General features: G+C 61.4%; 5 protein-coding genes and 1 rRNA gene. 4 read left to right on the top strand and 2 right to left on the bottom strand.

Features of this window, described 5'->3' with window-relative positions:
• Positions 1 to 110: ribosomal RNA gene (gene rrf, locus ACQ4WQ_RS23080) — 5S ribosomal RNA — on the top strand; the annotation flags it as partial.
• Between the two features lie 238 nt (positions 111 to 348).
• Here rrf and ACQ4WQ_RS23075 read toward each other — a convergent pair.
• Positions 349 to 921, bottom strand: coding sequence for an acyloxyacyl hydrolase (locus ACQ4WQ_RS23075; RefSeq protein WP_436500257.1), 573 nt, complete (start codon positions 919 to 921; stop codon positions 349 to 351).
• A gap of 88 nt (positions 922 to 1,009) precedes the next feature.
• Between ACQ4WQ_RS23075 and ACQ4WQ_RS23070 the strand changes: the two genes are divergently transcribed.
• Complete coding sequence (locus tag ACQ4WQ_RS23070) at positions 1,010 to 1,912, top strand: NAD(P)-dependent oxidoreductase (protein ID WP_436500255.1); 903 nt, start codon at positions 1,010 to 1,012, stop codon at positions 1,910 to 1,912.
• Position 1,913: 1 nt separating this feature from the next.
• On the opposite strand, the gene ACQ4WQ_RS23065 is transcribed toward ACQ4WQ_RS23070, so the two are convergent.
• The gene (locus tag ACQ4WQ_RS23065) at positions 1,914 to 3,107 is read right to left on the bottom strand and encodes a M20 aminoacylase family protein (protein ID WP_436500253.1); all 1,194 of its coding nucleotides are present in this window, start codon (positions 3,105 to 3,107) and stop codon (positions 1,914 to 1,916) included.
• A gap of 206 nt (positions 3,108 to 3,313) precedes the next feature.
• On the opposite strand from ACQ4WQ_RS23065, the gene ACQ4WQ_RS23060 reads away from it, so the two are divergent.
• On the top strand, positions 3,314 to 5,389 hold the full coding sequence (locus ACQ4WQ_RS23060) for a molybdopterin-containing oxidoreductase family protein (RefSeq protein ID WP_436500251.1): 2,076 nt from the start codon (positions 3,314 to 3,316) through the stop codon (positions 5,387 to 5,389).
• A gap of 1 nt (position 5,390) precedes the next feature.
• Entirely contained in the window at positions 5,391 to 6,440 is a 1,050-nt protein-coding gene (locus ACQ4WQ_RS23055) for an aminopeptidase (RefSeq protein WP_436500249.1), read from the top strand.
• The last annotated feature ends 151 nt before the right edge of the window (positions 6,441 to 6,591 follow it).

The following is a 6,591-nucleotide window of genomic DNA, read 5'->3' as shown; positions in this document are numbered from 1 at the left end:
GATGACCATAGCAAGTTGGTCCCACCCCTTCCCATCCCGAACAGGACCGTGAAACAACTTTGCGCCGATGATAGTGCTGCAACCAGTGTGAAAGTAGGTTATCGTCAGGCTTGTTATACGCAGTAGAAAAAACCCGATCAGCAATGGTCGGGTTTTTTTTCGTCTGGTGGTTTTGTGGGGCGCCGCGGGTGGGTGTCGGCTTACGCTGCGCTAAGCCGACCTACGCCGACCTGCGCCGACCTGGGCCGATCTGCCGACCGACGGTCAGTGTGAGGGGGCTGCCTCCGGTTGTTCAGCAGGCGTAAAAAAAGCAGCGCTGCGCGCTGCTTTTGTCATTTATCAAACCCATTAAAAGTGATAAGCGACTTTGACGTTCATGTAATTGACGCCGCTGTTTGGCTTTTTGTAGCCGCCGTTCGAGAAATGCTGGATCTTCGCAGCGACTTCCCATTTGTTATTGAAGACATAGCCGACGCCGATATGGTCGCCGAACTGGAAGTGGGTCGACAGGCGGTTATCGTCGTTATCGTACAGCTTGGACAGCATGTGTACGCCAATGCCGCCTTCCGCGTAGAAGCCCAGCTTATTCGTGTTTTCAAAGCGGAACACGGGAGTAAAACCCAGGTCCCACAGTTTTTGATGCTGGCCAGGGACGTTGCGATAGCTCTTGCCATCCCAACCGCCGATGCTGGCATCCCAGTAACCGCTCAGCTGCGTGCCATTCGATACAAACCAGGCTTTATCCCAGTTCGACGTTACGCCAGCGCGCAACATCTGCACTTTGACCCCCTTGGCATATTCGCCGTAGACGGAGTCGATCAGTTTGTCGTCGGCGGCAAAGCCGGCGTTGGCCGCCATCAGCGCGGCAACGGCGGCGATGGATGTGAGGAGATTCTTCTTGAAGAACATAGAGGCTTTCATCGTAAAATTGGCCGTTAGGCTATTGTCTTGTTTGTACAGGCACCTGCTTTGATGCCGCTCTCGCCACTTGTTGATCTCAGGGGTTCAATTGACATTCTCTACAAAAATCGCATTTCTCGGTATCGGTCTGATGGGGGATCCGATGGTCCGGTGCCTGCTACGCGCTGGATATTCTGTCACAATTTGGAATCGCACGCACAGCAAGGCCCAAGTCCTGCGTGCGGCAGGGGCGCAGCCGGCCATATCCGAGGCTGAAGCGGTCGATGGCGCGGACGTGGTGATCTCCATGCTGGAAGCCGGTCCCATCGTGGCGCAGGTGTTGCAAGAAGCGTTGCCGGCCTTGTCCGCTGGTGCGCTGTGGATCGATATGAGTTCCACGAAGCAGTCGGAAGCCCAGCAATTTCATGCCACTTTGCACGCCGCTGGCCATGGCTTCATCGATGCGCCCGTGTCGGGTGGCGTCGGCGGAGCGCAGGCGGGTACCCTGGCCATCATGGCCGGCGCCAGCACCGGCGATTACGCCCGTGTGGAAACTATCCTGGCGGCGATGGGGCGCCCGACTCTGGTGGGCCCGCCCGGCAGTGGCCAGGTGGCCAAGCTGTGCAATCAGCTGATCGTCGGCGCGACCCTGAATATTGTGGCGGAAGCCTTGCTGCTGGCCCAGGCGGCGGGCGCCGATGCGAGTGCCGTGCGGGCAGCCATCCGCGGCGGTTTTGCCGAGAGCAAGATTTTGGAGGTGCATGGTCAGCGCATGTTGGAGCGCAACTTTGTTGCCGGCGGCCAGGTAAAGAGTCAGATCAAGGATATGCACAACATCCTCGCGGCGGCCGAGGCGGCCCACGTCACCTTGCCGGTGACGCAACTGGTGACGCAGCGCTATGAAACCCTCGGCACCAGCCACCCGACGGCAGACCATGCGGCGGCCTTGCTGGCCCTGGAAGCGTTGAATCCGGGCCAGCGCCTGGGCGGCGGCCCGGATAAGCTGAGCTGAATCAAGCGACGGGCAGGCTCGCTTCGGCCAGCTTGACCCAGAAACTGGCGCCGATCGGCAGCAGGTTGTCGTTGAAGTCGTAGCTGCCGTTGTGCAAGACGCACGGCCCCAGACCGTGGCCACCATCGCGGTGCTCACCATCGCCATTGCCGATGAAGATGTAGCAGCCGGCCTTTTCTTGCAGGAAGAAAGCGAAATCTTCCGCACCCATGGTCGGTTCGACATTCGCGTTGACCTTGCCGGCGCCCACCACGCTTTTCATCACTTCGATGGCAAACGCCGTTTCCTTCACATGGTTGACCAGCGGCGGATAGTTGCGCTTGAAGTGGAAATCGACTTCCGCACCAAAGGCGGCGGCCGTGTGCACGGCGATGTCGCGCATGCGCTCTTCGATCAGGTCCAGCACGGGCGTGGTAAAGGTGCGCACGGTGCCGACCAGGCTGGCGTCATCGGGAATCACGTTGGTGGCACTGCCCGCATGGATTTGCGTGATCGACAGCACGGCCGTGTCGAGCGGACTCTTGTTGCGCGTGATGACGGTTTGCCAGCTCTGGGCGATTTGCACGGCCACCATCACGGGGTCGATGCCCTTGTGGGGCTGGGCCGCATGCGCGCCCTTGCCCTTGACGGTGACGTGGAATTCATTGCTCGACGCCATCATCGGGCCTTCCACCACGCTCAGGGTGCCAGTTTCCGCGCCTGGCCAGTTGTGCATGCCGTAGATGGCATCCATGGGAAAGCGGGTAAACAAGCCGTCTGCTATCATTTCGCGCGCGCCGGCACCGCCTTCTTCCGCCGGCTGGAAGACGAGGTAGACGGTGCCGTCGAAGTTGCGGTGTTGCGCCAGGTAATGGGCCGCACCGAGCAGCATCGCCGTGTGGCCGTCGTGGCCGCAGGCGTGCATCTTGCCGGGGTGGCGCGAGGCATGCTCGAAGGTATTCATTTCCTGCATGGGCAAGGCATCCATATCGGCGCGCAGGCCGATGGCGCGTGTCGATGTACCATTTTTGATGATGCCGACCACGCCAGTGCGGCCCAGGCCGCGCACCACGGGAATGCCCCATTCCGTCAGTTTGGCGGCGACCACGTCCGAGGTGCGCTGTTCTTCGTAGCACAGCTCGGGGTGCGCATGCAGGTCGCGGCGGATACCTTGCAGCTCGGATTGAAACGCCAAGATCGGATCAACTAGTTTCATGGGACTCTCCTGTGGATGCTGGCACGCGGCAATGTATGGCGCGCCGGACCGCGCTTGTTTGATCAAAAACAGGCGCGGCTAATAGTGCATTGTAGCCCTTGTTTGCCGGGTAAATCCAGCGCACGGACGTGCTTGCCATGGCGCCAACAGCAAGCGCGCGGAATGGTTTACAGTATCGCCTTCCCCCAACGTTTTTGGATTGCACCATGACCACCACCCAAGTGCGCGCCGCCTGCCCGCTCGATTGCCCCGATACCTGCGCCTTGCTGGTCACCGTGACCGATGGCGTGGCAACAGCCGTCAAGGGAGATCCCGACCACCCGACCACGGCTGGCGTGCTGTGCACCAAGGTGTCACGCTTCACGGAACGCACCTACCATGCGGACCGGCTGCTGCATCCCTTGCGCCGCGTGGGCAAGAAGGGGGAAGGCAAGTTCGAGCGCATCAGCTGGGAAGAGGCGCTGCAAACCATCGCGGACCGATTGAAACCGATCGCCGCGCGCGATCCGCAGGCGATCTTGCCGTACAGCTACTGCGGCACCATGGGCCTGGTGCAGGGCGAATCGATGTCCTCGCGTTTCTTCAACCAGCTGGGCGCTTCCCTGCTGGACCGCACCATCTGCGCCTCGGCCGGCGCCACCGGCTACCGCTATACGGTGGGCGCCAGCATCGGCACGGACCTGGAGCAGTTCCAGAACGCGAAATTGATCATCATCTGGGGCGGCAACCCGATCGCCTCGAACCTGCACTTCTGGATGCGGGCGCAGGAAGCCAAGCGCAACGGCGCCACCCTGATCGCCATCGACCCGTACCGCTCGCTGACGGCCGAAAAATGCCACCAGCATATCGCCTTGCTGCCGGGCACCGATGCGGCCCTGGCGCTGGGCTTGATGCATGTCTTGATCACCGAAGACCTGGTCGACCATGACTACATCGAACGCTACACGGTCGGCTACGATGGCTTGAAACAGCGCGCTTTGGAATGGCCGCCCGAGCGCGTGGCCGAGGTATGCGGCATCACGGTCGCGGAAGTGGTGGAACTGGCGCGCCTGTACGGCCGGGCGTGCCGCTCTGGCGAGGGCGCCGCCATCCGCACCAACTACGGCGTGCAACGCGTGCATGGCGGCGGCATGGCCGTGCGCAACATCGCCTGCCTGCCGGCCCTGACGGGCGCCTGGCGCCATCCTGCGGGCGGCATGCAGCTGTCGAGCTCGGGTTCCTTCCCCGTCAACCGCAAGGCCCTGCAGCGCCCTGATTTATTGAAAGGCACGCCGCGCACGATCAACATGAGCACCATCGGCGACGATTTACTGAAAGAAAGCTCGCCCGAGTTCGGACCGCAAGTCGAGGCCGTGATCGTCTACAATTCGAATCCGCTGGCGGTGGCGCCCGATTCATCGAAAGTGGCGCAGGGTTTTGCCCGCGAGGATTTGTTTACGGTCGTGCTCGAACACTTCCAGACCGATACCGTCGATTACGCCGACATCGTGCTGCCCGCTACCACGCAGCTGGAACACGTCGATGCGCATTCCACCTACGGCCACCTGTACATGATGGCGAACAATGCGGCCGTGGCGCCGCTGGGCGAAGCGAAGGCGAATACGGAAATCTTCCGCCTGCTGGCGCAATACATGGGCTTTGATGATCCATGCTTCCAGGAAAGCGACGATGCGCTGGCGGCCAAGGCCTTCGACAACACAGATGCGCGCGCCGTGCATTTTGACTGGGAATCGCTGAAACGCAGGGGCTGGCAAAAACTGGCCATGCCCGAGGCGCCCTTTGCCGAAGGTGGTTTCCCCACGCCATCGGGCAAGTGCGAGTTGTATTCGGAGGCCATGGCGCAGGCGGGACTCGATCCCTTGCCCACGTATATCGCACCGCACGAATCGCAAGCCAGCAATCCCGCGCTGGCGGCGCGCTTCCCGCTGGCCATGATTTCGCCGCCGGCGCGCAACTTCCTCAATTCCACTTTTGTAAACGTGAAAAGCCTGCGCGCGGCCGAGGGCGAGCCGCACCTCGATATCCATCCCGACGATTGTGCCGCGCGCGGCATCGCGGCCGGCGACATGGTGCGCATCTTCAATGACCGCGGCAGCTTTGTCGCCAAGGCCAGGGTCACGGACAAGGCGAGACGGGGCCTGGTGGTGGGCTTGTCCGTATGGTGGAAGAAACTCGCCAGCGACGGCAAGAACGCCAATGAAGTGACGAGCCAGCGCCTGACGGACATGGGCCGCGCGCCGACCTTCTACGATACGCTGGTCGAAGTGGAAAAGGTTGCCTGACATGGCCCGCTGGCCGGCCCGCCTGCTTGTTGGCATGCTGTGCCTGCCGCTGGGCGGCTGCACGCAGCTGCGCTACTACACGCAGGCGGCGCAGGGGCAATATGCGCTGTGGTCCGGCGCGCGCCCCGTCGATGCCTGGCTTGATGACCCGGCCACCGAACCGCGCTTGAAAGTGCGTCTGGCCAAGGCGCAGCAGATCCGCCGCTTTGCCGTCAGCGAGCTGGATTTACCGGACAATGGCAGCTACAAGAATTACGCCGCCCTGCGGCGCCCCTTCGTGCTGTGGAACGTGGTGGCCACGCCGGAACTGTCGCTGCAGCCGCTGCAATGGTGTTTCCCCATCGCCGGCTGCGTCAATTACCGCGGCTATTACAGCAAGGACGAGGCGCTCGCCTATGCCGACGAGTTGCGCGCCCAGCATTACGACGTGCAGGTGGGCGGCGTGCCCGCGTATTCCACCCTGGGCTGGTTCGACGACCCGCTGCTGTCGACCTTTATCAACTACAACGATGCGGAACTGGCGCGCCTGATTTTCCATGAACTGGCGCACCAGGTGGTGTACGTGCCCGGCGATTCGGCCTTCAACGAGTCGTTTGCCAGCGCCGTGGAAGAGGCGGGCGTGCAGCGCTGGCTGGCGCGCGAGGGCAATGACGCCATGCGCGCGTCATACGCCCAGTATGCGGCGCGGCGCCAGGATTTTCTGGCCTTGCTGCTGACATACCGGGGGAAACTGGAAGCCGTGTATGCAAGCGAGGCCAGCGATGCGGACAAGCGCACGCGCAAGGCGCAGGTGTTTGCGGCATTGCAAGACGCGTACCAGGTGCTGAAGAAAAACTGGGGTGGTTTTGCCGGTTACGACCGCTGGTTCGAGCAGCCATTGAGCAATGCGCACCTGGCTTCCGTGTCTACCTACAATGAATTTTTGCCTGCCTTCAAAAAATTGCTGGAAGAAAAAAAGAACTTTCGTGCTTTTTATGCTGCAGTGCACACAATGGCCCAGCTCAAGAAGCCTGAGCGCAGGTATGCGCTGGAACAATTGTCCAGCCCCTGACCCGTAAAGATTGTCCCGTATGCCGAGGCAAGCGATTCGGTAACAGCGTATTTATCATGTTGCAATGCAGCATAAAAAGCCCCTAGAGTTGCCGCTCGAATACTGTTGAAAGCGCTTGCATGGAAGCGCGGCGCCCGATAGCATCGCATTA

Origin of the sequence: Janthinobacterium goodfellowi, assembly GCF_051380695.1 — a bacterium.
Taxonomy (GTDB): Bacteria; Pseudomonadota; Gammaproteobacteria; order Burkholderiales; family Burkholderiaceae_D; genus Janthinobacterium.
This window is presented reverse-complemented; position numbering and strand designations above follow the sequence as displayed.